This is a genomic window from Exiguobacterium sp. 17-1 (assembly GCF_023096305.1).
Taxonomy (GTDB): Bacteria; Bacillota; Bacilli; order Exiguobacteriales; family Exiguobacteriaceae; genus Exiguobacterium_A; species Exiguobacterium_A sibiricum_A.
In genome coordinates, this window is record NZ_JALIGJ010000003.1 from 182,794 (window position 1) to 207,149 (window position 24,356).

General features: G+C 45.3%; 21 protein-coding genes. 3 read left to right on the plus strand and 18 right to left on the minus strand.

The genetic code is table 11. The annotated features are described in order from the left end of the window. Positions 1 to 138: 138 nt before the first annotated feature. Complete coding sequence (addA, locus tag MUN34_RS10575; protein ID WP_247857755.1) at positions 139 to 3,690, minus strand: helicase-exonuclease AddAB subunit AddA; 3,552 nt, start codon at positions 3,688 to 3,690, stop codon at positions 139 to 141. Further along, positions 3,687 to 7,118, minus strand: a complete 3,432-nt coding sequence (gene addB, locus MUN34_RS10580; RefSeq protein ID WP_247857756.1) for a helicase-exonuclease AddAB subunit AddB — start codon at positions 7,116 to 7,118, stop codon at positions 3,687 to 3,689. Before addB ends, addA begins: the two co-directional genes overlap by 4 nt. Before the next feature lie 339 nt (positions 7,119 to 7,457). On the opposite strand from addB, the gene MUN34_RS10585 reads away from it, so the two are divergent. Together MUN34_RS10585 and MUN34_RS10590 are read left to right on the plus strand one after the other, a co-directional pair. Next, positions 7,458 to 7,838, plus strand: coding sequence for a truncated hemoglobin (locus tag MUN34_RS10585; RefSeq protein WP_247857757.1), 381 nt, complete (start codon positions 7,458 to 7,460; stop codon positions 7,836 to 7,838). A gap of 59 nt (positions 7,839 to 7,897) precedes the next feature. Further along, positions 7,898 to 8,239 (plus strand): hypothetical protein, encoded by a 342-nt coding sequence (locus MUN34_RS10590; protein ID WP_014969716.1) that lies wholly within the window; start codon positions 7,898 to 7,900, stop codon positions 8,237 to 8,239. A 97-nt stretch (positions 8,240 to 8,336) separates the two neighbouring features. Here MUN34_RS10590 and MUN34_RS10595 read toward each other — a convergent pair whose 3' ends face one another. The 14 genes from MUN34_RS10595 to MUN34_RS10660 form a co-directional block, all read right to left on the minus strand. Further along, entirely contained in the window at positions 8,337 to 8,747 is a 411-nt protein-coding gene (locus MUN34_RS10595; RefSeq protein ID WP_026829065.1) for a hypothetical protein, read from the minus strand. A gap of 103 nt (positions 8,748 to 8,850) precedes the next feature. Then, complete coding sequence (locus MUN34_RS10600; protein WP_026829066.1) at positions 8,851 to 9,336, minus strand: competence protein ComK; 486 nt, start codon at positions 9,334 to 9,336, stop codon at positions 8,851 to 8,853. 119 nt (positions 9,337 to 9,455) lie between these two features. Next, positions 9,456 to 10,829: a HAMP domain-containing sensor histidine kinase gene (locus tag MUN34_RS10605; protein WP_026829067.1), complete on the minus strand. Its 1,374-nt coding sequence runs from the start codon at positions 10,827 to 10,829 to the stop codon at positions 9,456 to 9,458. Continuing rightward, positions 10,826 to 11,491, minus strand: coding sequence for a response regulator transcription factor (locus MUN34_RS10610; RefSeq protein ID WP_114596480.1), 666 nt, complete (start codon positions 11,489 to 11,491; stop codon positions 10,826 to 10,828). The genes MUN34_RS10605 and MUN34_RS10610 overlap by 4 nt, the downstream gene beginning before the upstream one ends. Positions 11,492 to 11,616: 125 nt before the next feature. Beyond that, complete coding sequence (locus MUN34_RS10615; RefSeq protein ID WP_188005206.1) at positions 11,617 to 11,772, minus strand: hypothetical protein; 156 nt, start codon at positions 11,770 to 11,772, stop codon at positions 11,617 to 11,619. A gap of 97 nt (positions 11,773 to 11,869) precedes the next feature. Then, positions 11,870 to 12,304 carry a methylglyoxal synthase gene (mgsA, locus tag MUN34_RS10620; protein WP_026829069.1) on the minus strand — a complete coding sequence of 145 codons (435 nt, stop codon included), beginning with the start codon at positions 12,302 to 12,304 and terminating at the stop codon, positions 11,870 to 11,872. Between the two features lie 75 nt (positions 12,305 to 12,379). Next, entirely contained in the window at positions 12,380 to 13,924 is a 1,545-nt protein-coding gene (locus MUN34_RS10625) for a fatty acid--CoA ligase family protein (RefSeq protein WP_247857782.1), read from the minus strand. A 125-nt stretch (positions 13,925 to 14,049) separates the two neighbouring features. After that, positions 14,050 to 14,937: an SDR family oxidoreductase gene (locus tag MUN34_RS10630; protein ID WP_034770001.1), complete on the minus strand. Its 888-nt coding sequence runs from the start codon at positions 14,935 to 14,937 to the stop codon at positions 14,050 to 14,052. A gap of 51 nt (positions 14,938 to 14,988) precedes the next feature. Beyond that, positions 14,989 to 15,978 carry a lipoate--protein ligase gene (lplA, locus tag MUN34_RS10635; protein ID WP_026829072.1) on the minus strand — a complete coding sequence of 330 codons (990 nt, stop codon included), beginning with the start codon at positions 15,976 to 15,978 and terminating at the stop codon, positions 14,989 to 14,991. 30 nt (positions 15,979 to 16,008) lie between these two features. Further along, positions 16,009 to 16,692, minus strand: coding sequence for a DsbA family oxidoreductase (locus MUN34_RS10640; protein ID WP_247857758.1), 684 nt, complete (start codon positions 16,690 to 16,692; stop codon positions 16,009 to 16,011). Between the two features lie 137 nt (positions 16,693 to 16,829). Beyond that, entirely contained in the window at positions 16,830 to 18,485 is a 1,656-nt protein-coding gene (locus MUN34_RS10645; RefSeq protein ID WP_026829074.1) for a glycerol-3-phosphate dehydrogenase/oxidase, read from the minus strand. A gap of 133 nt (positions 18,486 to 18,618) precedes the next feature. Continuing rightward, the gene (gene glpK / locus MUN34_RS10650) at positions 18,619 to 20,109 is read right to left on the minus strand and encodes a glycerol kinase GlpK (protein ID WP_026829075.1); all 1,491 of its coding nucleotides are present in this window, start codon (positions 20,107 to 20,109) and stop codon (positions 18,619 to 18,621) included. A gap of 34 nt (positions 20,110 to 20,143) precedes the next feature. After that, a complete protein-coding gene (locus tag MUN34_RS10655; RefSeq protein WP_012369619.1) occupies positions 20,144 to 20,968 on the minus strand; it encodes an MIP/aquaporin family protein in 825 nt (274 codons plus the stop codon). A gap of 189 nt (positions 20,969 to 21,157) precedes the next feature. After that, on the minus strand, positions 21,158 to 21,721 hold the full coding sequence (locus MUN34_RS10660; RefSeq protein ID WP_026829076.1) for a glycerol-3-phosphate responsive antiterminator: 564 nt from the start codon (positions 21,719 to 21,721) through the stop codon (positions 21,158 to 21,160). Positions 21,722 to 21,892: 171 nt separating this feature from the next. On the opposite strand from MUN34_RS10660, the gene MUN34_RS10665 reads away from it, so the two are divergent. Beyond that, positions 21,893 to 22,519: a YczE/YyaS/YitT family protein gene (locus MUN34_RS10665; protein ID WP_247857759.1), complete on the plus strand. Its 627-nt coding sequence runs from the start codon at positions 21,893 to 21,895 to the stop codon at positions 22,517 to 22,519. Positions 22,520 to 22,577: 58 nt separating this feature from the next. On the opposite strand, the gene MUN34_RS10670 is transcribed toward MUN34_RS10665, so the two are convergent. Together MUN34_RS10670 and MUN34_RS10675 are read right to left on the minus strand one after the other, a co-directional pair. After that, complete coding sequence (locus MUN34_RS10670; RefSeq protein WP_247857760.1) at positions 22,578 to 23,321, minus strand: ABC transporter permease; 744 nt, start codon at positions 23,319 to 23,321, stop codon at positions 22,578 to 22,580. Continuing rightward, positions 23,299 to 24,216: an ABC transporter ATP-binding protein gene (locus tag MUN34_RS10675; RefSeq protein WP_247857761.1), complete on the minus strand. Its 918-nt coding sequence runs from the start codon at positions 24,214 to 24,216 to the stop codon at positions 23,299 to 23,301. The genes MUN34_RS10670 and MUN34_RS10675 overlap by 23 nt, the downstream gene beginning before the upstream one ends. Positions 24,217 to 24,356: the final 140 nt, after the last annotated feature.

The window sequence follows — 24,356 nt, forward strand, 5'->3', positions numbered from 1 at the left end:
TCCTACGGTATCTGGTTATTCTTTTTACATACCTTTTCATTTTACACAGTTCTTTCATATTTAGAAATGAAAATCGTCTAACGAATTCGTTCTGTTCACTGAATAGGTGACAGAATCGATTCGTCAGACGTAAGGTAATCAGTAAATTTCGATCACTTCTTGGAGTGCGAACGCATAAATTAATTTCCGACTAATCTTAATGTGTAAGATTGCTTCTAGCGCTTCTTGGTATAAATTCAACTGTGTCGCATAACGTGTTCGCAACACCTCTGCTTGATTCTGACCGTCAATCGTTTCAAAGACTTGGTCCGATTTATAATCGAGCAGAATATATGTGTCTCCGTCGCGAATCAGACAATCGACAATCCCTTGCATGACGGCCTGGTCACTTGGACCGTGCCAATCGGACCGGAATCGGGTCGAATCAATCTTATAGGTGAAGGGCAGTTCGCGGTAGACATCTCCTGTCACAAGGCGCTGTTCAAACAATTGCCCGATTTCCGAAGCAAAGAACATCGTCAATTCAGGCATAGCTTCCCGCATCGTCTGGGCCTCTAAGTCTGAAATACGTTCCGCTTGTTCCCACTCAAGAATCTGATCTTCGAGTGGACGACCGGACTCGTATAACTGCATCGCTAAATGCAAGACTGTTCCACGTTCAGCACCCGTTAATGTCGGACCTAAAAATTGCGGTGTCCGATAATAGGTCGATTGCCGGTAGGTCGATTCAAAAGCGGCCCGTTCCAATTGTTCTGTCCTCTTCAACTCTGTAACGGTTTGTTTCGCAGCGGTATCCGTTGCGACTTGATACGGATATTGATACGCAAAAGCAGATTCAATCTGAGTATTCAGCGTCTCGTCACCCTCATGATCAATTTTCTCAAGGACACGGACGTGTTCGAGTTGCTCGACCATCTTGGTCAGTTCTTGATAAGGGGCAATCTCGTCCTGTGCAACGATCCGAAATGCCCATCTCTGTTCCTGTTCGCTCAATAAGAAATTACGCAGGACAGCCGGTGCCACCCAGTCCGCATAGGTCTTAGCATTTCGACGATCGAGTTCCGGCAACAAGAGCTCATCGATCGGTTGATCCTGCCATTTGATCAGTTGATCTTCCAGGCCTTTGATTGCCCCTACAAGAATCAGCTTTTCTTTCGCCCGTGTCATCGCGACGTAAAGGACACGCATCTCTTCCGCTTTCATTTCGCGGTCCATTTCCCGACGGATGACCTCTTTAAGAAGTGTTCCGGAACGCAGGCGTTTAATGGGATCAATCGCATCCAGGGCGATACCATAGGTCTTATGCAGTTGAATCGCTTGGATTTGATCCTGTTTATTAAACTGCTTGCCTAACTGGCTGACAATCGTCACCGGGAATTCCAGTCCTTTCGATTGGTGGATGGTCATGATCCGGACGACATCTTCGTCCTCCCCTAACGAACGGGCCTCTGAAAAATCTTCCCCGCGTTCGACTAAACGATGAATCAAACGTAAAAAGCGATACAATCCCCGATAACCGGAGGCCTCATATTGGTGAGCTCGTTCATACAGGGCATTTAAATTCGCTTGTCGGCTCCGTCCGCCGTTTAAACAACCGACGTATTCAAAGTAACCGGTTTGATCAAACAAGGAACGGATCAAGCTCGCAAGCGATTTCCCTCGAGCTTCCGTGCGCCAGTTTTGCAACTGATTAAGCGCTTCGTCGACACGCAAACCGAGCGGGGTCTGTTCTTTCGCCACAAGAGTAGCTGCTTCGTAGAACGATCCGTCTTTTGATTTAGCACGAATCCGTCCTAAATCCCGATCCGTCAATCCAAAAATCGGTGACCGCAAGACACTGGCAAACGGGATATCCTGCAATGGATTATCAATCGTCTTCAAGAGCGCCATCATGATTTGAATCTCGGTTGCTTGAAAATAGCCGCCCGTCGTATCCGCATAGACAGGAAGTTCATATTGTTCAAAGACATCGACGAGTGCCTGGACCCGTTTTCCTCTCGAACGTACGAGAACGACGATATCACGGTATTCACATTTACGGAATCGTTTTTGTTTTGCATCAAATACGAGATACGGATTTTCATCGTTCACCATCTCGATGATACGTGTCGCTATGACTTGAGCTTCCAATTCTTCTTTATTCGTGTCTGTCTGGTCCACTAACAGCAATTCAGGATCGACTTGGGTTGATTCGACGTACCCGAGGTTCCCTAGCCGCAGATAAGCTGCTTCGTCATAATCAATTTCTCCGACGGCTTCGTCCATGACTTGACGGAAAATATGATTGGTTCCATCCAAGACCTCTAAACGGCTTCGGAAATTTTTCGTCAAATCAATTCGTGTCCCGACTTCTGTTTGTTGGAATCGTTTAAACTTATTCAAAAATAATCCGGGCTCGGCATGACGGAATTTATAAATCGATTGTTTCACGTCACCAACCATAAACAGATTTCCTGTCGCTTCATCTGATTTCGAGACAAGCCGCAGAATCCGTTCCTGCACTTCGTTTGTATCCTGATATTCATCCACTAAAACTTCGATGAAACGTTCTTGTAGCAATCGAGCGACGTCCGTTGCCTCTCCGTCCTGTTCCAAGATGGCTAATGCAAAATGCTCAAGATCGGAAAAATCAACGATGCCCCGCTGCTGCTTCGCTTCAAGATAGGCTGCCGAGAAACTTCGAACGAGCGTGACAATCATCTGGACATGTCCCAGTTGCGAACGTAAATCTTCCAGGTAATCTACCCCGTCCTTCTCAACAAACAAATCACGCATCTTTTTGAGGTCACTGACAAGACGTGTCCGTTCGGTCTGGAATTTCTTCATTTCCTCGTCTCCGCGGATTCCTTTCCAACGCCCGAATTCGACGGCCTGAAAAGCAAGGGCGACGGTCGTCCAGCGGTCCTGTTCCGGATTAATCCGCCGGATCGGTGCGACGTCCTGCACCAACATGTCCGCCACCTCGTCGTATCCGGCTTGTCGCAGACGATACGATAATTCCATATACCGATTGATGACCGGTGCGACACGTTCCCATTCGAGTTCAAATAATCGTGTCAGCAAACTGGATTCATCCGGATCGATCGGTTGATCATACTGCGCGATCAAATGGTCATAAAATGCCTCCGGATCCGGGAGCGAACGAGAAAATCGATATAAGTTCGAGATTAACGTCAACATCGCTTGATCGTCCCGGTCCGACGTATAACTATCAATCAATTCATAAAACGCCGGATCTGCCAAACCATAAAAGTTCTCAAACACTTCTTCCAAGACATCATCCTGCAGTAACAACAGCTCGGCTTCTTCCGCAATGCGAAACGCGGGATCAAGACCAATCCGATAATAGTTTTCTCGTAAAATCGATAAACAAAAAGAATGGATCGTCGTGATTTGCGCCCGGTTCATCATTTGCCGTTGTTTTTTTAAATAAAGATCATCTGGAGCGTCTTTAATTTTCGCTTCGATTGCCTCGATGACACGTGTCTTCATCTCTTTAGCTGCTGCGTTCGTAAACGTCGCGACAAGAATCCGGTCGGCTGTCAACGGATCTTCCTGATCAATGACACGTTGCGTCAGCCGTTCCACTAAGACTGCTGTTTTCCCTGAACCGGCGGCGGCGGACACTAAAATATGTCCACCCCTTGCATCGATTGCCCGTTGTTGTTCACCCGTCCACTGCACACTCATTCCGTCTCCTCCTTCAACCGTTCCAAGACTTCTTTTTCCGACAATGGATTTAATTGCCGGTAGTCGTTTCCGAGAGATTGATCAAACTGACAGACGGAACGGTACTCACAAAATGTACAGGGGGTCCGTTCTTGATAATCAAACGGATCAATCGCAATATCCCCTGCATACATCGATTGACTACTCGTCTTCAATTCATCCCAGGCGTGGTCCATCAGAGCCGTCAACTCTTCTTCTTTGACGACACCTTTCGTATGGGACTTATGAAGACCGGTTTTCGTAAACGTCACTTTAACGAGCGGTGACTTTTTACGTTCATCGTACGCAATCTGATCCATTGCCCGTAATACTTCATCATTTTCAACGATGACGCCTTGCATTTGATACGATTCGAGCAATAACCGGTTCCGTTCGATTTCATCCGCCGACAAATCTCCACGCATCATTGGGTTTTTGACGTGGAAATACAGGGCTCCGGCCGGTTTTGCCTGCTGATTAAATAGAACTTCCGACTGTTCAACGACTGTTTTTAGATACAACAGCATTTGAATCGCCAAACCATAATAGATTTCTGCAAAATCCAACTCTTTGGCACTCGATTTATAATCTATAACCCGGACGTATAGTTGATCGCCAATCGTCGCCTGATCCACCCGGTCAATTCGACCGGTGAATTCAATTTCGGTACCATCCGGTAATGTGAATCGAAGTGGCGGAAACATGGCGTTACCAAAACTGATTTCAAATAAATCAGGTTCGAACTCAGAGCGTTCCGCTTGTTTGACGAGCATTTTTGCGGTTTGTTCGACGACGTCCGTTAATTTTTTCTTGATGTATCCAAAACGGTTCGAACTCATCAAAATCGCATTTTGAATTTCCGGTGTCACCTTCTCGACAGCTTCTTTCGCGAAATCACTACACGATTGGTCATCCAGTTCACGCCAGCGTTTTCCTGAAGCTTTGATGTTCACCGACAAATCATTGAGTGCCCCGTGGAACAGGTTCCCGATGTCCGGCGCTTCGAATTTATATAATTTCCGTTCTTTCAACCGCAATCCATACCGGGCAAAGTGTTTATAGGAACATGCATTGTAGGTCTCGAACCGGGAGACGCTAGCTTTGATGGTGTCACCATACAGATTACGAGCCAGATCATCCGGCAGCGGTTCTGCGTGATTTTGATAAAACAAAGCATTGGAGAACAGCGCCATTCGTTCGCGGCCCCGACCGTTTTCGAGCAAACGATTGTACACATCAAACCAAGATTGTTGAATCGGATAACGACGTTGCAGTCGTCTCAATTCGATTGCCGCTGCCGCTGCCGCCCGTTCTGGACTCGTCACGAACTGAAGTTGATCATCAGGCGCATGATCCCCGGCTTCTGCAAAATATGTTTTTACCGGACGATCTTGCAGCAGTTGATGTTTGATCTGCTTAACGATCGATGCCGGCTGAAGTGCTTTTCCATCCTCGTCAACAAGCGCATAACTGATATGCAAAGATTCACTTGGCGCCGTCACCCCTTGATAGAGGTAATACAATTCGTCGTCAAATACGTCCAGAGATGCTTTACCTACCGGAATGCCTTGATCGTGGAGGAAGTCATGATCTCCCTCTGACAGCAATTTAGACTGATCTTCTACGAGTGGAATCAATCCGTCATTGGCCCCGAGTAAAAAGACCACTTTCACCTGTTGTAAACGTCCCCGGACGTAATCCGTCGCAATCACTTGATCGAGCGAAGGCGGGACCAGGGAGAAGCGGAGACTTTCAAGTCCTGTCTCGACCATCTGGACGAATAGTTCTGTCGTCAATGTAGCTTCCGGTGCAGCAGCTTCCAACTGTTCAAAGAGATGCAGTACCGCTTCGTACACCTGGTCATGTTCTCGTGCTTGGTTGAGTTCATTGACTTCAAGTGCTTGTTGCTTCCAAACTGTTAACCGGTCTGTCAAGTGATGTTCTTCCAAGAAACGGTATAACGCCCGTGTGTATTCACTCATCGTCTTAGAGACTTTAAATCGCTTCTCCAGTGGTTCGATTGCTTCGACCAGGAATTGACGCCATTCGTTCAGTTCCTGTTCTTCTTGTAACTCAGCATCCGTTAAACTGATTTCATCAGCTAGACGCCGTTTCAATTGCCAAGGTTTTTTCCACATCGAACCTTTGATTCCCCGCTCCAGGACAAATGTTTCCAGACGATCAAGTGCTAATCGTGAATCCTCTGCCGGAAGTGGAATCAGCTCTGTTTTCAGCAGACGAAAAACAGATTCTTCCCGGTATCCCGTCATGACGATTTCAAGGACGGCATGGACTAATTCGACAATCGGATGATGGACCATCGATTCCCGTTGATCCAGGAAGTACGGAATGTCATACAGTTGAAAAGCACGTTCCAAATGATCGGCGTACGGTTCCAGGTGGCGGACAAGAAACGCGATGTCCTTGAAACGATATCCTTCATGACGTACAAGTTGAATCGCCTTTCTGACAGCAGCTTCCGTCTCAACTTGACGATTAACTGCGGCAGAAAGCGTCAACCCGTTCACTTCGTCATCCGTCGCCGGGTATCCGGGTGACAGTAACGCTTGTTCAAGCATCTGTAATCCTGTCGTCTGAAATTTAACGGTCTGTTCATAATAAATGTCTTCATGCGCAATCTGTCGTTCTTTCATCTGTTCGATCAACTGCATATAGCAGCGTTGTGACACACCAAACTCAGACTGTTTCGTATAGACGTCTTCGACATCCAGTGTAAAGCTAAGGTGCATCTCTTTCGTCAATTCCATCAATCGCAGTAAGACCTGTTGTTCCTGCAATGAAAATTCATAAAAGCCATCAACGAAGACCGCAACATCACTTAAATCAGCTTTCGGTAACAGCTCAATCAATGTCGTGAAATAATCGTCCGCATGAAGTGCCTTATTTGAGATTCGTTCAGTAAAGCGCTCGTAAATCAGTGCTAAATCATTTAATTTCGGTGAGCGTTCGGGAGATGCACTGCTGATTTGACGCAACATATCCGGGTTGACTAAAGATCGTTTAAACGAGGCAATCAATTCGTCCAATCCTTTATAAAAACCGGGCATATTTTTTGTCCGTTTAAAAATCTTCAATTCTTCTTCCGCTTCTTCAACAACTTGACGCAGTAATAACTGTGTCCCGGTCTCGTCTAAAAAGGGAATCGCCTGGTTTCCATGATCCCGGATGATATGGAAAGCAAACCGGCGTAAACTCATGACTTCCATCCGGACAAGACCCGACAGCCGTGGATCCGTCGCGATACGTCGTTCCATCTCAAAAGACATCTGATCCGGTACGATGAAATAGATGGATGGACCAAGCGGTTGCTCAGCTAACCGGTCAATTACCTGCTCAATTAATGTTGTGGTCTTGCCTGTACCGGCACGACCTAAATGCATGTAATTCATTGTGTCAGATCAGCGGACACCTGTGGTTGTAACATCAGGTGGGCCGACCTTCACCTCCTTTAATTAATATCGAGGAGCTTTATGCCGCTTTTGTCCTCTCATATGAAATGAGTGCTGAAAATAACAGACAGGACCTCTCCTCCTAGACGTTATCATATGTATCATTATCTCATAAGTACGAACAAACGTCCGTTTTAAATCAAAAATACATTTTTCTTTCCTTCCTCTTCCTGTCCAGTTTAGATGATATGTCGATTGATTCGTGTGGAGTTGCAAAAAGTGGGTAAAGATTGAGATAATAGGTGTCTTCATCAGATTTGAACGGAAAGAGGGACAGTCATGCTCTACGAAGACCTTGGTCAAAAAGACGTACTCGAACAGCTTGTCACACGATTCTACAATCGTGTGTATACAGATGATGTTCTCCGTCCGTTATTCCCACCGGACCGCCAACGTGTCGAACGAGCTCAAGTCCGATTTTTGATTCAACTTACAGGTGGTCCAAAACAATATGATGTGTATGATGAACGGATGAATCTGGCCATGATTCACCGTCTTTTGCCCATCAAAGAAATACATGCTATCCGATGGATTGAATTGATGACACTGACCATCGAGGACACTATCGAGAATGCAGAGGCAGCGACGCGTTTAATCGAACGCTTACGAATCGGTGCCTTCAATGTTCTTCGAATTTGTGATGCTCATCAGAACGGATGAGGGATTTTTCTTTCTCATCGGTACATTTCAATGTAAAATAAGAATTGGAGGCGATAACTATGACTGAAGAACAAGATAAAAAGAGTGAATTGGTAAAAAGCGCACTCGAACAGGCTGAAGCAGCTAAAACGACAGAAGAACCTGTTGAAGAAGAAAAGTCAGATGAACAAAAACGTTTAGAACATATTCGGGCACTTGTGACGCTTGAACGTGGATCTGATTATTACCGGGTTGTCTTCTACGATGATCATAAACATTTGATTTTCAAAGAACTCGATTATGATCGAGTCGAATTCGTTGGTCGATTCTATAATGACAGTTTCGATCCAACCAACCAAAAAGAACTAGAAGAAATTTCTGAAAAGGCTCTTGCGACATCGATTCGTAAACGTTTTTTATAAGAAACTGCAGTCTTCATCACATAAAAGCCGTGCTACCCTCATTCATGGGGAGAGCACGGCTTTTACTGTATCCAGACGATTCGTCATCTGCTTTAGATTATAGCTGTTCTTTTGTATTTCGTTTTTTCCGACGCATGACGTAGGCCAATACTCCACCGGCAACTGCCAAACCTGTTGCTGCTAGTACAGGTAATAGCACTTTTTTCGACGTCAATTTTTGTTTCACTTGCTCCAAACGAGATTCCGTGACCTCTTTCTGAGCAACCGATGCACGACGGTTGATTGTCATGTGTTTTGCGGCATCCGTTACGACGATTCGTTTCGTCACCCAACGTCGATTACCTGACTCGTCGACAACAAGTTGACGGGCGCGCTTGACACCTTTGACTCGTTTCCCCGGCGTATTTTCCGGACGAACGATACGTGAACTGATAAAACGACGTCCACCGTTCACACCAAATCCAGGTTGTAATTTTCTACGGTTTAACCATTCATATGATTCATTCATCGTGTAGCGGCCTTTCGACCGCTTCACCTCCCTTTAATTCTCTCTCTCGCACTTTACTGTCTATTCGCTGCATTAAGTAGTGATTCCTGTTAGATTGTTCCACTTATCGTGCTTTATTAAACGTCATCGGCCGTTCTTCTTGAAATCTCCGTTGCATTTCGTAAGCCAATTCCAGTGTTTTGATCCGTTGCCGTTCGATGCTATAAGCCGAGGCATCCGTATCAATCCGTTGTCCTGTTTGAAATTCCACTTGAACGGTATCACCCTTTTTTTGAACGGTTTTCATCTGCTTAAAATTAATCCAAATACATTCTGCCTTCTCCTTCGCAGTCGTCGGGAAGAAAATCGTTTGGGCCTTCCAATCAATTAAAACCGGTGTCTTTCGGTTCGGTCCCAGGATATGTCGAGCCGCTTCAATTCTTCCGCGCATCGAGGATCCAAAATACAAGCAAGATTCTTCAATCAACTTGATCGGATGGCCTTCTAACACGATTTCTGACTGTTCCTGAATAAGTAAAGTTTGTGGTTCACCGTATGGACCATATTTTGGTACAAGGGCTAATGTTTCTTCCGTAATTTTATGTCGCATCCTGATTTCTCCCTTCTTGTATTAGTATGGTTATATCAAATTCAGAACGACTTCGTCTGAAGGACCTCGTTATTTCCCAAAATAAAAAACGAGATATGGCTATCTCGTTTTTTAAGATCTTATTTTTTTCCGGCTGTTTCTTCCTCAAAATGCCTTGGAAAATTAAATTTTACGCAAACTTTATTTTCTTCATTTCCCGCAATCAGATTATCAATTGTCACTTCTCCTTCATGCCGTTCGACAATCCGTTTAACAATGTATAACCCAAGACCAAACTTGCCTTCTTTTCCACGCGAAAATTGATGGAACAGCGGAGAGGACGTTTCTAACGGCGGACCGTCATTCAGGATTTCGACTGTCGCAGACTGCCTTGTACCGGACAGACGAATCTCAATCGTAGACTCCGCATAACGAATCGCATTATCCAATACATTTTCCAATGCTACACGTAACTGTTCCCCTTCACCTAACACGATACCCGCTTCGCCGGAAATTTTCCACGTCAATGCTTTCGTGCCAACAAACCGTTTTTGAAGCAAGTGAACCATCCGGTCCAAATCCACATGATCCCATGTTGAACGATCCAGTTCAAAATAATCAAGTTTCGTTACATACAACAAAGCTGCGACTTTTTTCTCCAATCGTTCCGCTTCTTCTTCGATGACGGAAACAGAACCTGTCAAATCACCATCCGGATAAATTCCATCCGAAATCGACTGGGCGTAACTACGAATGACCATGATCGGTGTTTTCAAATCATGTGAGATATTTTGAAGTAAGGATTTTTGCGCTTTATCCTGTTTTTCTAAATCCATTCGCATCGCATCGACTGACCGGGCCAATCGTCCAATTTCATCGCCTCTGTCTAGAGGTAGTGGTGTATCCCACTTCTGGGCCGCAATCTTACCGACCGCCCGCTCAATCTCGATTAAGGGATGGGTCAGTCGTCTTGCGAGCCAAAAGGCAATGAACAAAGTCAAGATACTGACAATCGCAACAACCCAACCAATCTTTGAAAACAGCTGGGTGATCAGTTCCTGACGATAGGCATCCCAGACGTACGAAACACGGTAATAGGTTTCCCCTTTAATCTCCATCTTTAAAATACTGTAATAGACATCTTCTTTATCCAGACGAGTCGTGTATTTTTGCATTTCTTTTTCTTGATCAATGGCATCACGATACATTTGATTGACCAGCTGTTGCGGTGCTCCGCCATAATACAACTTTCCATTTTTCGATAACAATAAGACATTGACCGAGCGTGACTCCTGTTTCCGTCGATCGAATTCAATCGGATTGTCTTGTAACATCTCGATGACAGAGGCATCTTCCGAAAAAAAGACTTCACTGTTTTCTAGCGTCGCATAGACCTGCTCATCGATGAAGTTACCAATCGACGACCGCATGACGACTAATATGACAATGGAGAGTGTTGCAATGACCAACAGGAACATCGCCCAGATTTGAAAACCCAGACTCCGATTTTTCATGCAGCCACCAGACGGTATCCGATCCCATAAATCGTCTCGAGCTCAAGCTTTGATAACTTTTTCCGGACTCGCCGCACCAAGTCATCGACGACACGGTCTGATCCGAAATAATCGTCGCCCCATACGCTCACTAAAATTTGTTCCCGGGACATCGGTGTTCCGATTTGTGTGGCAAACAGAATCAATAAATCATATTCTTTTGAGGTCAAATCAATCTCTTGACCATTTTCTTCAATAACTCGCTTTTCCGGATAAATCGTGTAGTCTCCGTACCGGATAAGACCGGTTTTAGGCGTCGCATACGCACGTGCTAAAATTTTCTTTACACGAATAACCAGTTCCCGCGGCAAAAACGGTTTAGCGATGTAATCGTCCGATCCCATCTCCAGTCCAATGATTTTATCAATGTCTTCATCCCGGGCCGAAATAAAGATGACCGGTGTCGTTTCGTCGTGCGCTTTAATCCGTTTGATCAACTGAAAACCGTCCAAATCCGGCAACATGATGTCAAGTATCCACAAATCAGGTTTTTCAATGATGGCAGATGCTGCCGCTTCCCCTGATGTAAACGATTTTACTTGCCAACCTTCCTGCTCCAAATACTTGACCAAGACGCGGTTCAAGTTCACCTCATCGTCAACTAAATAAATCGTATGCATCATCATCACTCCTGCTTAAGTTCTTTTTTTCAGTGTAACAAAGGATTTCCGCAGAATTATGGGAGAATCTAAAATTATACAAAAAAACGCTCTTTTCTGAAGAAAAGAGCGGCGTACATTAGAACTAATTATTTTACAAGGCGCAACGATGGATATGTCGCACGTTCTACATGTGTTTTTGTGTTTGCCGATACATGACGGCGTTCCGTTTTCACTACGTGTGTCAGGAACGTGGCACCGCCACCAAGTAAGACGGTTACACCAGCCATTAAAATAATCTCCATTGTTTTCGCCACCCTTTTCTATCGCAATTGATAATCAGTATCATCCTCAAGATGACTATATCATGCTTGATAGAAAATGAGAAGCATTCTCAGATAATTAATCGGTTAAAAATTTCCGTTGTTCTTCTTCATGACGTTTCCGAATGATATCACGCCATTGAAACGCTCCCTGTTCCAACCCATTAATCAAGATTTCGGCGGTTCCGACATTTGTCGCAAGTGGTAAATCATAGACGTCACACAATCGGATCAAAGCCGATACGTCCGGTTCATGCGGTTGGGCCGTCAGAGGATCCCGCAGAAAAATGACGATATCAATTTCTCCCCGAGCGACCATCGCTCCGATTTCCTGATCTCCTCCAAGCGGTCCCGATTTACAGCGGTGGACCGTTAATCCTGTTGCCTCCATGATTCGTTGTCCTGTCGTACCTGTGGCATATAAAGTATTTTTGTCAAAATAAGCTTCATACGCCCGTGTAAACATCATCATCTCGTCTTTTTTTTCATCATGTGCAATTAAAGCAATATTCATTTCCTCTCCCCCTCCTTACCTATATGCACGCAAAAAGAACTTCAGAAACCTGAAGTTCTTTTTGCTATATTTAAATTATGAATTGGTTGGTTGTTTTTTTAATACAGTCCGTAAAATCTTACCGGTTGTATTCCGTGGCAATTGATCAATGAATTCAATCCGTGTCGGGCACTTATACTTTGCGAGTGAAACGGCACAGAAATCGAGGACTTCCGTTTCGGTCAACGGTTCACGCAAGACAACAAACGCCTTCACTGCTTCGCCCATTTCTTCATCCGGTATACCGATGACAGCTGCTTCGACAATCGATGGATGTTGATATAAGATTTCCTCGACTTCACGGGGATAGACATTATATCCGCCGACGATAATCATATCTTTTTTCCGGTCGACGATATAAAAGTATCCATCCTCGTCTTGTCTTGCTAAATCACCGGTGTAGAGCCATCCTTCTTTTAGCGTCGCTTGTGTTTCTTCAGGCATTTTGTAGTAACCGGTCATGATGTTCGGACCGCGTACGATCAATTCTCCGACTTGACCAATCGGAACTTCCTGTCCGAGCTCGTCGACGACCTTGTTTTCAACGTCGATGATTGAAGGTCCGATCGAGCCCGGCTTTTGCACTCCATCCAAAGGATTGAAACAGGTGACGGGAGAAGCTTCTGATAGACCGTACCCTTCAAGGATATGGCAGTTGAAGGTTTGATCAAATGTTTGAAGCAGCGGGACCGGTAAACTGGCTCCACCTGAAACGAACAAACGGATGGAGTCAAACGTATTCGTATATTCCGGATGCGCTTTTACTGTCTGTAACAAGAAGTTATACATCGTCGGTACACCAGCAAAAATCGTTACCTGTTCTTTTTTCGCCAGTTCAAATGTCTCCTGTGGTGAAAAACGAGAGGCGATGATAACCGTCGCCCCGTGTGCCAGTGACGCATTGACGACGACCGTCAAACAAAATACATGAAACATCGGTAACACAGCGAGTGTCCGGTCCTGTTCCGAGACATTTAAGTATTCCCCGATGGAACGTGCATTGGAAGTCAGGTTTCGATGTGATAACATCGCTCCTTTTGGTTTCCCTGTCGTCCCGCTCGTATACAGGATGACGGCGGTCTCATCCATTTCATACGTCACTTCTTGAATCGGATGTTCAATCTCTAACCAACGTTCAAGCGTCGTGAACTGAACATTTCCAAGGTGTTCTTCAGGACCGACTTGACCGTTAAACGGAACGGAGACTACGACGGCAAGATGCGGTAAATGAACCAATCGCTCTTTTGCCGCTTCAACGAGAGGTGCGATTCCTAGAATTCCTTTGACATCCCCGTTCATTAAGATGTAACCGAGTTCATCCGGCGTATAGGTCGGATTGATCGGGATGGCAACCGCTCCCTGCTTCATGACAGCATAATAACCAATCAAGAAAGCCGGACTATTCCCAAGTATTAGAGCAACGTGATCCCCTTTTCGAATTCCATGTGACTCGAGTGCTCCGGCGGCCCGGTGAAACTTCTCAACAAATTCACGATAACTGACTGCGACATCTTCAAATACGTAGGCGATGCTATCCGGACGTTGCCGAGCCGTTTCTTCCACCGAATGAATCAATCCCATCATAACTAGCTTCCCCCTTCGAATGAATAACCGTTCATTTTTAATGCAAAAAAAATCCATACATGACGTGTCCGCCTGTATGGATAGTGTAGCATTTTATGGAAACGTTTTCACGTTCTTTCTTTTTAACCGTTAACGATGACGCCACCGTTTAGATGCAGGACTTGACCGGTCATATAACTTGAATCGTTACAAGCTAAGAAGACATAGGCTGAAGCCATTTCTGCCGGTTGTCCAGGACGATCCATAGGTGTATTTTTACCAAATGTTTTTACAGATTCATCAGGGAATGTATCTGTAATCAACGGTGTCCAAATCGGACCCGGTGCAACCGCATTGACACGGATTCCCTGTTTCGCAAGGTTCATCGACAGACTGCGTGTAAAGCTGACGATGGCTCCTTTTGTCGACGAATAATCGATTAACAGTGAGTTTCCTTCATACGCTGTCGAAGAAGTCGTATTGATGATGGCTGAGCCGAGCGTCAAGTGAGGTAAGGCGGCGCGTGCTAAACGCATCATTCCGAAAATATTCGTTTTGAATGTTTTTTCCATGGACTCATCCGTGATGTCGAGCAACGAATCTTCCGGTTTTTGCATACTGGCATTGTTGACGACGATATCAAGACGACCAAAACGGTCGATGGTTTTTTTGACGAGTTCTTCACAATAGGCACCGTCTCCGATGTCTCCTTGCGAAAGTAACACTTCGCCACCGAGTTCTTCGAGACGGGCTTTTGTTTCTTCGGCACCTTCTTTGTCGCCGTAAAACGCGATGACGATTTTAGCACCTTCTAATGTATAAGCAATCGAGATGGCCCGTCCAATTCCTGAATTCCCACCTGTCACGATTGCGACTTTCCCTTTTAATTTTCCGGCAGCACGGTAATCGTCCCGCTCATAATACGGCAACGGCTGTTGATCTTCCGTTTTCGGTAGTCCCTCAGAAACTTTTTCAAAATTGATGAAGTCGTTTAATGTACCCTCTAAAAAGTTATCTTTATTGTAGCCCATGAAAAAAGCTCCCCCTATGCAAGTTGATAGAGAGAGTTTTCCCAAAAAAGCTTATGCTAAAACGTCAAGCACTTCGTCCAGCTCCACGGCACCAAAATATTTCTTTAATTCGTACTGACTCAAGACTTCGCGTAACGAAGACCGGTCATACCGTTTTCCTTCTAATGCCCGGGCGATTTCTGACGCGTCCTCAACCCCGAAGAAGTCTCCGTAAATTTTCGCTTCCTCGATGATTCCTTTTTTCACATTCAACCGGAAATCAATCGTTCCGATCGGGAATCGTTTTTTATGGATCACATCAAACTTCGGTGATTTACCGAAATTCCAATCCCAATTTCCGTAACGTTCCGCTGAAATCGCATGAACTTTTGCCCAATCTTCATCCGTTAAGACGTAACGTTCCATCTCTTTTCCTTCATAAATCGATTCAAGGAGATGTTCGACGAATTCATCCATCGTCAATGGCTCTGTCAAAAATTCCGAAATGTTCGCGACCCGGCTGCGGACCGATTTGATTCCTTTTGAGCGCATTTTTTCTTCACTGACGACCAATGCATTGACGACTTCTTCAATGTTCGAATCAAGCATCAATGTACCATGGCTGAACATCCGGCCTTTTGTCGTAAACTGTGCGTTTCCGCTGATTTTACGGGTTCCGACATGAATGTCATTACGACCGGAAAGCTCTGCTTCGACACCCAATTTGTGCAGTGCTTTTACGACCGGCTCCGTGAATTTTTTATAGTTGTTGAATGAATCTCCATCATCTTTCGTCAGGAAACTGAAGTTCAGATTGCCGAGATCGTGGTAAACGGCACCGCCGCCTGACAGGCGACGAACCACATGAATACCGTTTTCCTCAACGTATTTTAAGTTGACTTCCTCGTTCGTATTTTGGTTTTTACCGACGATAATCGACGGACCGTTGATGTAGAACAGGAAATAATCTTCTTCGCTGACATTTAAATTATTTAAAATAAAGTCCTCGACAGCAAGATTGATCCGTGCATCGTGGATATCTGGATGGAAAATGAATTTCATAAGTTTCATGTACTCCTTTAACAAGCAAATTTAGTTACAGCCGTCGACTCCGCAGGCATCACCTTCAGCTACGATTTCTACTTTTTGTTCCTGCTGCATCCGGTCCAACACTTGGCTGAAGGCTTCAACAGGCTGTGCTCCTGAAATCGCATACTTCCGGTCGAATACAAAGAACGGTACACCGGTCACACCTAGTTCACGAGCCATGTCTTCTTCTTGACGTACTTCATCAGAAGATTCGTCAGATGCGAGAAATGCCTCGACGGTTGCTGTCTCCAGTCCAGCTTCGGTCGCAATCCGCGTCAAAATCGAATCATCATTTAAATTTTCACCGTTCATGAAATAGGCTTGGAACAATCCTTCTGATACTTCATCCATTTTATCATGTTTTTTAGCGAGTTGAGTCAGGCGGTGAGCTTTAAATGTGTTTGCCGGAATGACACGATCCATTTCGTATGCCAGACCGTCTGTCTTCGCGGAATCAACGACTCCTTGTGACATTGATCGCGCTTGTTCAACGGATGTTCCGTACTTCGCCGCTAAAATTTCATACAGCCCCATCGTCGGTGTTTCAGGTGCTGCCGGGTCAAGCTCAAAACTTTTGAACTCTACCTCGACGTTCGTTGCACCATTTGCCTCAATTGCCTTTTCCAAACGTTTTTTACCGATATAACAAAACGGACATGCGTAATCTGACCAGACTTCTACTTTCATCTTGTTCCATCTCCTTCATATAGATATCATGTACGTTTAGCATAATCGCCCGAACGTTTGCTTGCAATGAATCTGATTTCATATGACAGCAAAAAACTCCTTTGCCGAAAGCAAAGGAGTTTTTGTCGAACAAGTATTTATTCTGTGACGAGTGCGTGAGCCGCATCCTCAATTTCGATATCGAGTTCTTTTGTATACTCTGCTGTTTGCGCAGGTGTCCAGTTCAAGTGACGAGCCATCTCTTTGATGACCGCTTCTTTATACTGACGTGCCCAAGCAATATCAAAGAAGACAGCGCCAGTACGTCGGATGAAGAAATCGATTGGACGTGCCACCATTTCGTGGTTGATTCCGTAATGAAGCTGTGCATAGACATCACGCGGTAATTCTGTTTCAGCCGCATCATACGCTGCCGCATATTCAAGAACGACCGGCACGTTTGAGCCATATCGTTTCGCAAGGAATAACACTTCTTCTGATGTTAATCCGTTTGCTGGTGCTTGTGATTTCAAGAACTTCGCGTATCCAGCTGCCCCTCCGACATGACCGCCTGAAATCGGCATGTTTTTTGTTGCACACCGTGCATAGGCACGGTTTGTTTCTTGTTTTAATAATTTGGCGACAAGGTCAACGACATGCTCACCCATTTTACGATAGCCAGTCAGTTTTCCGCCGGCAATCGTAATCAAACCGGATTCAGACTGCCATACTTCGTCTTTCCGCGAAATTTCAGACGGGTCTTTTCCTTGTTCATAAATCAATGGACGAACACCAGCCCAGCTTGATTCTACATCTTCCGCTGTCACTTTCACTTCAGGGAACATGTAATGAATCGCATCGAGGACATACTCTTGATCTTCGACTGTAAACTTCGGATGTGATGTGTCTTTGTCAAAGAACGTATCTGTTGTTCCAACATAAGCTTTTCCGTCGCGTGGAATGGCAAAGATCATCCGGCCATCCGGTGTATCAAAGTAGACTGCTTGTTTCAGCGGGAATTTTGACTGATCGATGACGACGTGAACCCCTTTTGTCAAACGCAGTTGTTTTCCGACTTTCGAACCGTCTTTTTCACGCAATTCATCGACCCAAGGACCGGTTGCATTCACGACTTTCTTCGCACGAATTTCATGTACGTCTCCTGTCGCGAGATCCGTCACACGCATTCCGACGACTTTTCCGTTTTCATACAGAATTTCTTCCGCTTTCGTGTAGTTGACGACACGTGCTCCGTGAGCAACTGCTTCTTTCATGACTTCGATCGTTAAACGGGCATCATCTGTCCGATACTCAACGTAGTAACCGCCGCCTTTTAAACCGTCTTGTTTCACAAGCGGCTCTTTTGCCAATGTTTCTTTTGCCGACAACATTGAACGCCACTCTGAACGCTTAACGCCTGCCAAGAAATCATAAACACGTAACCCGATTGACGTACTGAACGGTCCGAACGTACCGCCTTTATGCATCGGTAACAACATCCATTCCGGTGTCGTAACGTGTGGTCCGTTTTCATAAACGATGGCCCGTTCTTTCCCGACTTCGGCGACCATTTGGATTTCGAATTGTTTCAAATAACGTAAACCACCATGAACCAATTTCGTTGAACGGCTTGACGTTCCCGCTGCAAAGTCTTGCATCTCAACGAGTCCAATCTTCATGCCACGTGACGCGGCATCAAGTGCGATCCCAGCTCCCGTGATTCCTCCACCTACGACAAGTAGATCAAGTTCTTCACGCGTTAATCGATTGTAGACCTCTGCACGGTTTTTGCTTGAAAATTGTTGGTTTGCCATGAATAGTTCCTCCTGTATGGGTTCGAAAAAAAAGAGACCACAACAAACAGACTGACGGTGTCAACTGTTGCTGTGGTCTCTCCATATTCTCCGACCGGTTTATTAACTTGTACCTAATATAACATATGTCACATCATTTAAACAACATCGCCGCTTGAACAGCTTTTTTCCATCCAGCGTAAAGATCTTCGCTCTCTGCTTCCGCCATATCCATCTCAAAGCGACGATCCATCTTCCAGTGGGCTGAAATCTGTTTTTGATTCTCAAAGAATCCAACAGCTAGTCCTGCAAGATATGCTGCCCCGAGGGCCGTCGTTTCATTAATTTCCGGACGCTCGACCGGTGCCTGGATGATATCACTCTGGAATTGCATGAGGAAATCATTTTTAACGGCACCACCATCGACACGTAAGGCAGACATTTCGATTCCGGAATCCTGTTCCATCGCTGTCAAGACGTCACGCGTCTGATATGCCAGCGATTCAAGTGTCGCCCGGATGAAGTGTTCTTTTTCCGTTCCCCGCGTCAGACCGAAGACTGCACCACGGACATCACTGTCCCAGTACGGTGTCCCGAGACCGACGAATGCAGGAACGACGTAGACCCCGTCTGAAGACGTCACACGCGTTGCGTAAGCTTCTGTTTCCTTCGCATCGTTAATCAGGCGAAGACCATCTCGTAACCATTGAATCGCTGAACCGGCCACAAAAATACTGCCTTCGAGCGCATACTGGACTTTCCCGTCGATTCCCCACGCAATCGTCGTCAAGAGACCGTGTTCCGATGTCACAGCTTTGTCGCCCGTATTCAGCAACATGAAACATCCTGTTCCGTATGTGTTTTTCGCCATTCCTTTTTCGAAACAAGCTTGACCGAATAAAGCGGCCTGTTGATCTCCGGCAGCTCCGGCAATCGGAACCGATTCACCGAAGAAGTGATAGCCAGCTGTATGCGCATAAACTTCAGAAGACGGACGGACTTCAGGAAGCATGGCTTTTGGAACATCGAGGAGCTGAAGTAATTCGTCATCCCATTTCAGCTCGTGGATGTTATACATCAACGTCCGGCTGGCATTGGAATAATCCGTGACATGGGCTTTACCGCCTGACAACTTCCAAATCAACCAGGTATCAATCGTTCCAAACAACAGTTCACCACGTTCTGCCCGTTCCCGGGAACCTTCAACGTGATCAAGAATCCACTTGACCTTCGTTCCGGAGAAATAGGCATCAATCAACAAACCTGTTTTTGCACGGAACAATTCGGCATGTCCTGCACTCCGTAACTCTTCACAAATTTCAGCTGTTTGTCTCGATTGCCAGACAACTGCATTATGAATCGGTTTTCCAGTCTCTTTCTCCCAGACGACCGCTGTTTCCCGTTGGTTCGTAATGCCGATTCCAGCGATTTGTGTCGCTTTGACGTTGGCTTCCGTTAAACAGGTTGCAACGACCGCAAGGACACTTCCCCAAATTTCATTGGCATTGTGTTCGACCCAACCTGGTTTTGGAAAGTACTGCGTAAACTCACGTTGTGCGGAATGAACGATTTCTCCGGAACGGTTGAATAAAATCGCCCGTGTACTCGTTGTTCCTTGATCTAATGACAAAATGTAGTTCTCCATCTCTTCCCCATCCTTTGTATCTAGTAAGTTAAGCTTAAGCTGACTTCGACTTCACTGACGTTGATTTATTCGGACGAACACCGAATTTATAGCATAAACCTAATATGACGATTGTCACAAGTCCGACAATCACAAATGCCGGTGTATCTTTCCCGGAGAAGACGGATCGGTAAAACAATCCACCAAGACTTCCGCCAAGAACTGGACCGAGCACCGGAATCCAGGCATAACCCCAGTTAGAAGAACCTTTTCCTGCAATCGGCAGGATAAAATGCGCAATCCGTGGACCTAAATCACGTGCCGGGTTCATCGCGTATCCCGTCGTCCCCCCAAACGACATCCCGAGACCGACAATCAAGACACCGACGACTAATGGATTCAGACCGTCTGAAAACGTATTGGCTCCAATTGATAAAATCCCAATGACGAGTAAAAACGTCGCAATCAATTCACTCATGACATTCGCAAATGTATGTGGAATCGCAGGCGATGTCGCGAAAACACCCAGTTTTGCCGCCGGGTCTTTCGTTTCTGCCCAGTGTGGCAAGTAGTGAACGAATACGATACTCGCTCCAGCAATCCCGCCTAATATTTGCGCCACGATGTATCCCGGAACATCCGCCCAAGCAAATGATCCGTCAAAAGCAAGACCAAGTGTTACGGCCGGATTCAAGTGTGCGCCACTGAATTGACCGACTGCATAGGCAGAGAGTGCCACCGCAAAACCCCAAGCTAACGTAATGACGATCCAGCCGGCATCTTTCGCGTAGGATTTCGATAATGTGACACCTGCTCCGACACCATTCCCGAACGCCACGAGAAGTGCTGTCCCTAAAAACTCTGCTAATACCGGTGACATATAATTTCCCCCTTTGTATGTGAAAAAAGCAACAAAAAAAGAGATTCGCGCCTCGGCTTTTTGAATGTTCTCAAAAAGCATGAAAGCGTGAATCTCCGATTTCTCCGTCACTTCGTATCAACTTGTTTTCACTATAGCAATCGATGAAAACGCTGTCAAATGATTTACGTGATATTTATCATAGCGTTTTCATTTGTTTGGTTCAAAGTATTTCCACAACTCTTTATTGGATGTCGTAATACTCGATGCTCCAGCTGCGATTGCTTGCTCCACTTCCTCAACGGTATCAATCAGTCCACCGGCGAACACCAGTTTTCCGGTTTTTCGTTTGACCTCTTCAATATACTTCGGCATCAATCCCGGTAATACTTCGATATAATCAGGTTGCGTCCGCTCCATCAGATGATAACTTTTTTCAAGTGAACTCGAATCAAGTAAAAACATCCGTTGCATCGTCTTGACCTTTTTTTGGCGGGCTTTTACGATGACACTTGCCTTCGTCGAGATGACACCATAGGGCTTTAATTCCTGGCAGACATATTCGGTCGCAAATTCATCGTTTTTTAACCCTTGAACTAAATCCATATGCAAAAACATTTTTTTATCATACCGATGTGCCAATTCATAGACGGCCTTTAAGCGCGAGACGTGCATCTCGAGTAGTACACCGTACTCATAAGGACTTTTCAACATTTTTTCAAAGTCTTCTAACTTTCTGACAGACGGCAGAATCTTTTGACCAAAGTACGTCATATAGCGTCCTCATTTCTTTGATTTGTTCTTAGTATGTCGCCTCCGCAATGTTTTTCGCAATCCTCTTTTTATGAAAACAAATGAAAAGAACGATTAAATTAGGGTATAGCTTAACGATACTGATTTGAAATGGAGGTGAGAAGCATAGGGAAAAGGTTCCCTGTGCCTCGCATGAGTCAACAAAAAAGAATCGTCATTTATTTATTTTCCATCCTCATCAATGCCCTCGGCAACAGCTTCATGGTCACGGCCGCCATCGGGAGTGCCCCGTGGACATCTGCCAGTGAAGCGTTAGCTCGCATTTCGCCGTTGACCGTCGGACTCGCTATTGTCGTTCTGCATGTTTTTGCACTCATCAGTGCTTTGCTTCTTGGCAGCCGCTTCAGTTGGTGGACGATTTTACTTAGCTTTTCCCTTGTCGTCCTGTTCGGGACAGCGATTGATTTCTTCTTATCGATTCACCAGCTCCTCTATACACCGATCGCCCTGTGGGCACGTATTTTGTATATGGTCATCGGAATGCCACTGATTTCGCTTGGACTGGCCCTGTATCTGCAGATCGGCTTTGTCCTGATGCCGCCCGACTATTTGATGAAATCGTTGATCAGCCGATTCAAAAGTACTTCGATCGGTGCAACGGTCAGCCTGGCGATTCCATTCCTGATTGCGAGTATTTTGTCGCTCGTTGAACACGAACTGATCGGGATTGGTGTCGGAACGTTCGTCTTTCTGTTGTTAAACGGTCCGCTAATTGAATTTTTCCAAAAAACATTCCCCATCACCCGTCGTGTTACCTGACAAAGAAAATCCTGTCTCCACTGTGAATGTCACAGTGGAGACAGGATTTTCTTAAAATTTAAAGATATGATTTTTTTTGGAAAATCAAGATCGATCCACCGAATAAAACCAAGATGTGCGCCAAAACGAAGAGGACAGAAAACGTCAGCGTCGTTCCCATCGGTTCTGCTGTTCCGTAAGTCAACGCGCCTTTGAAATACATCGACCAGTCCAGGTGCATCAACACAATCCATTTTGCGATTTCCGGTTTAAAGGCAAGTAACACCGTTCCGGCAATCGACGTAAAGAACTGAGCCAGCACGGTAAAACCGATGATCATTCCGACAGAGCGGAAGACCAGCGAGAAGAATAACGTCATGAAAATCGTAAAGACCGGGGTGACGAGTGAGAAGACGGTATCGCGCCACTGGATACCATCACCGGCTTCAGAAAATGCAAACGAAGCAGCGTACGTAATGACCGCGATAAAGATGAATTGACCAAGCATGATTAAAATCGAAAACAACAGTTTCGAGAAGTAAATCGTCATCCGCGAATACGGACTCATCAGCAAATGTTTCATCGTATCATAGCGGACTTCATTCCCGACGGTCTCCGCCGTGAAAACAATCGTAATGATGCCAAGCAAGCCGAATAAAATCGTCGAAACCAACGTATAATATTCACTGCGCGTCATGTCAAAATCATTCATTTTTGTGATAATAACAAGTCCGACGACGATAACGACGTATAGAGCTAAGACGATTTTTGATTTTTTCATCGTCCACCATTTCATCCATTCATTTTGTATGAGCGAAAGCATGTGAATCCCCCTCTTTTTTCGTAACTTGCAAGAATTGTTCTTCCAGTGTCATCCGTTTCACAGTCAGTTCATGTAGATCGGCAATCGGTACGATCAATCGAGCGATGACCGGCGTCTCACTTTCAGGTGCCGTGATAATGATGTGATCGTTTAAGCGTTCTGCCGGATAGTTGGCAATCCGTAACGCTTCAATGACGTCGCGTACATTGATTTCCGGAACACGAATCATGATTTTGGCTCCCGTCTCATTTCGGACAGACTCGACCGATTTGATGACCCCTTGGTCGATGATCGCATACCGGTCACTGATTTGTTCCATCTCACCTAACATATGGCTAGAAATCAGAATCGCAATATCCTGTTCACGTGCCATTGTACGGAGATATTCGCGCAGTTCGGCAATTCCCGCCGGATCCAGTCCATTTGTCGGTTCATCCAAAATCAAAACCCGTGGATTATGTAACAAAGCACGTGCAATTCCAAGACGTTGTTTCATCCCGAGTGAATATTCACCGACTTTTTTTGACAGTTTCCCTTCAAGACCAACGAGTTTCGCTAATGCGTCATAGTCAACCTGAGTCAGACCCGGAATCAGATTCTTGGCATGAACAAGATTTTGTTTCCCCGTCATGTAGGTGTAGAATGCCGGGTTTTCGACGATAGCACCGATTTGTGTCAATGCTTTTGAGCGTTCATGGACGACGTCAAAACCATTGACGGTGACTGTCCCCTCATCTTGTTCCATTAGTCCTGTAATGATTCGGATGGTCGTTGTTTTCCCTGCTCCGTTTGGTCCAAGAAATCCAAACACTTCTCCTGGCGCCACTTCAAAGCTGACATCCTTTAAAATCTGTTCTTTGCCTAAACGTTTTGATACGTGTTCAATTTTCAGCATCTTTTTTCCTCCTCTTGCTGTTCTTCTTACTTCAGTGTACGTGATTCAACGTAAAAAAGTTCCTATTCTTACAATTATGTAATCCATTTCCAATTCAAAATCGTATACTAAAAGATATTCACTACTCTATTTAACCGGAG

What these genes read in the sequence shown, in the direction of transcription:
- addB (WP_247857756.1), bottom strand. Translation starts at nt 7,118, where the DNA reads ATGAATTACATGCATTTAGGTCGTGCCGGTACAGGCAAGACCACAACA.
- mgsA (WP_026829069.1), bottom strand. Translation starts at nt 12,304, where the DNA reads ATGAATATTGCTTTAATTGCACATGATGAAAAAAAAGACGAGATGATG.
- addA (WP_247857755.1), bottom strand. Translation starts at nt 3,690, where the DNA reads ATGAGTGTGCAGTGGACGGGTGAACAACAACGGGCAATCGATGCAAGG.
- MUN34_RS10655 (WP_012369619.1), bottom strand. Translation starts at nt 20,968, where the DNA reads ATGTCACCGGTATTAGCAGAGTTTTTAGGGACAGCACTTCTCGTGGCG.
- MUN34_RS10595 (WP_026829065.1), bottom strand. Translation starts at nt 8,747, where the DNA reads ATGAATGAATCATATGAATGGTTAAACCGTAGAAAATTACAACCTGGA.
- glpK (WP_026829075.1), bottom strand. Translation starts at nt 20,109, where the DNA reads ATGGAGAACTACATTTTGTCATTAGATCAAGGAACAACGAGTACACGG.
- MUN34_RS10640 (WP_247857758.1), bottom strand. Translation starts at nt 16,692, where the DNA reads ATGAAAGTAGAAGTCTGGTCAGATTACGCATGTCCGTTTTGTTATATC.
- MUN34_RS10665 (WP_247857759.1), top strand. Translation starts at nt 21,893, where the DNA reads ATGAGTCAACAAAAAAGAATCGTCATTTATTTATTTTCCATCCTCATC.
- MUN34_RS10625 (WP_247857782.1), bottom strand. Translation starts at nt 13,924, where the DNA reads ATGGGATTGATTCATTCGGTGGAAGAAACGGCTCGGCAACGTCCGGAT.
- MUN34_RS10605 (WP_026829067.1), bottom strand. Translation starts at nt 10,829, where the DNA reads ATGAAAAATCGGAGTCTGGGTTTTCAAATCTGGGCGATGTTCCTGTTG.
- MUN34_RS10645 (WP_026829074.1), bottom strand. Translation starts at nt 18,485, where the DNA reads ATGGCAAACCAACAATTTTCAAGCAAAAACCGTGCAGAGGTCTACAAT.
- MUN34_RS10670 (WP_247857760.1), bottom strand. Translation starts at nt 23,321, where the DNA reads ATGCTTTCGCTCATACAAAATGAATGGATGAAATGGTGGACGATGAAA.
- MUN34_RS10630 (WP_034770001.1), bottom strand. Translation starts at nt 14,937, where the DNA reads ATGGGCTACAATAAAGATAACTTTTTAGAGGGTACATTAAACGACTTC.
- MUN34_RS10600 (WP_026829066.1), bottom strand. Translation starts at nt 9,336, where the DNA reads ATGCGACATAAAATTACGGAAGAAACATTAGCCCTTGTACCAAAATAT.
- MUN34_RS10585 (WP_247857757.1), top strand. Translation starts at nt 7,458, where the DNA reads ATGCTCTACGAAGACCTTGGTCAAAAAGACGTACTCGAACAGCTTGTC.
- MUN34_RS10615 (WP_188005206.1), bottom strand. Translation starts at nt 11,772, where the DNA reads ATGGAGATTATTTTAATGGCTGGTGTAACCGTCTTACTTGGTGGCGGT.
- MUN34_RS10660 (WP_026829076.1), bottom strand. Translation starts at nt 21,721, where the DNA reads ATGACGTACTTTGGTCAAAAGATTCTGCCGTCTGTCAGAAAGTTAGAA.
- MUN34_RS10590 (WP_014969716.1), top strand. Translation starts at nt 7,898, where the DNA reads ATGACTGAAGAACAAGATAAAAAGAGTGAATTGGTAAAAAGCGCACTC.
- MUN34_RS10675 (WP_247857761.1), bottom strand. Translation starts at nt 24,216, where the DNA reads ATGCTGAAAATTGAACACGTATCAAAACGTTTAGGCAAAGAACAGATT.
- MUN34_RS10610 (WP_114596480.1), bottom strand. Translation starts at nt 11,491, where the DNA reads ATGATGCATACGATTTATTTAGTTGACGATGAGGTGAACTTGAACCGC.
- lplA (WP_026829072.1), bottom strand. Translation starts at nt 15,978, where the DNA reads ATGAAATTCATTTTCCATCCAGATATCCACGATGCACGGATCAATCTT.